The following is a 1,813-nucleotide window of genomic DNA, read 5'->3' as shown; positions in this document are numbered from 1 at the left end:
TCATACCGCCTGGGCGATGGTGGTCGCGGCCTGCAGCGGTCGAAGCGATGTGGTGTTCGGCACGGTCCTGTCGGGGCGCTTGCAGGGCACGAGCGGCGTGCAGGACATGCTGGGCATGTTCATCAACACGCTGCCGTTGCGATTGCATTTGGAGGGAATGACAGTCGTGCAGATGGTGGCGCAGGTGGACCGGGCCTTGCGCGACTTGCTTCCGTACGAACAGGCCCCGCTGTCGCTCGCTCAGCAATGCAGCGGGCTGGCGGCGAATGTCTCACTGTTCAGCGCGCTGCTCAACTATCGGCACTCGCACAGTGTGGCGGGACCGTTTAGTGACGATGGCATCACGCTGATTCATGCGCAGGAGAGAACCAACTATCCTTTCATTGCCTCCATCGACGACTCAGACAAGGAGTTCTCGATCGACGTGCAAGTCGATCGCAGCATCGATCCGCACCGTGTGATCGACTACCTCGAAGCGGCGCTCACCGGGCTGATCGGCGCGCTGCAGGAGCAGCCAGGGAGATCAGTGCTGAGTGTGTCGGTGCTGCCGGCCTCGGAACAGCATCAACTGCTGCGCGAATGGAACGCCACGCAGGCGGTGTATCCGCAAGAGGATTGTCTGCACGAGTTGTTTGAAGCGCAAGTCGCGAAGACGCCGAACAACACGGCGGTGGTGTACGAAGGCGAGCGATTGACGTATGCCGAGTTGAACGACCGAGCCAATCGACTGGCGCATTACCTGCGTGAGTCGGGCGTCACCGCGGACACGCTGGTGGGGCTGTGTGTCGAGCGCAGCCTGGAAATGGTGGTCGGGCTGTTGGGAATCTTGAAGGCCGGCGGCGCTTACGTGCCGCTCGACCCCGGCTATCCGCGCGAGCGCCTCGCCTACCTGATCGAAGACAGCGGCGTGCAATGGTTGCTGACGCAGGAGGCGTTGCTGGAGCGGACCGGACAGTTGCTCGCTGAGCAGGCTCGTGTACGAGTCCTGAGCCTCGATGGCGCCGAGCTGCAGTCGGAACTGCAGCGTTGTCCGGCGGAGAATCCACGCCGATCAGCGGATCAGTCATCGCGCAACCTGGCATATGTGATCTACACCTCCGGCTCCACCGGGCAGCCCAAAGGGGCGATGAATGAGCATCGAGCCGTCGCCAATCGGCTGCATTGGATGCAGGAACGCTACGCGCTGAGTGCGCAGGATCGAGTGCTGCAGAAAACGCCTTTCAGTTTCGATGTGTCGGTATGGGAGTTCTTCTGGACGCTGCTGAGTGGCGCGGAACTGATCGTGGCGCGCCCGGAAGGGCACAAAGATCCCACTTACCTGAGTCAATTGATTCAGCGATCCGGCGTGACCCGACTGCACTTTGTTCCCTCGATGCTGCAAACATTCCTGGAGCACTGCCATTCGGAAGAGTGTGCGAGCTTGCGGCAGATCGTCTGCAGTGGCGAAGAACTATCGGCGGGCTTGGCGAGAAAGTGCCTGGAGCGCTTGCCGCATGTGCGCCTGAGCAATTTGTATGGGCCAACCGAGGCGGCGGTCGACGTAACGTCGTGGGAATGCACGGCGCAGGATGCGAACGCCAGAATTCCGATTGGCCGTCCGATCTCCAACATTCGGATCTACATATTGAATGCTGACCGCGAGCCGGTGCCCGTCGGGGTGGCCGGCGAGATTTGCATCGGTGGCATCGCGGTGGGTCGTGGATATCTGAACCGTCCGGAGCTGACGGCCGAGCGCTTCGTGCGCGACCCCTTCAGCGAAGATGCCGAAGCGCGGATGTATCGAACGGGAGACTTGGGCCGCTGGCGGGCAGAT

At 61.7% G+C, this 1,813-nt stretch carries 1 protein-coding gene; it reads left to right on the top strand.

All coding sequences use genetic code 11. The features are described 5' to 3' along the window. The coding region (locus tag VGD45_RS26755) for an amino acid adenylation domain-containing protein (RefSeq protein WP_331158451.1) at positions 1 to 1,813 on the top strand (1,813 nt) is incomplete at both ends.

It is taken from the genome of Steroidobacter sp. (genome assembly GCF_036402275.1).
Taxonomy (GTDB): domain Bacteria; phylum Pseudomonadota; class Gammaproteobacteria; order Steroidobacterales; family Steroidobacteraceae; genus Steroidobacter.
Note: the sequence above shows the minus strand (reverse complement) of the source record. Positions and strands in the feature narration are given on the sequence as shown.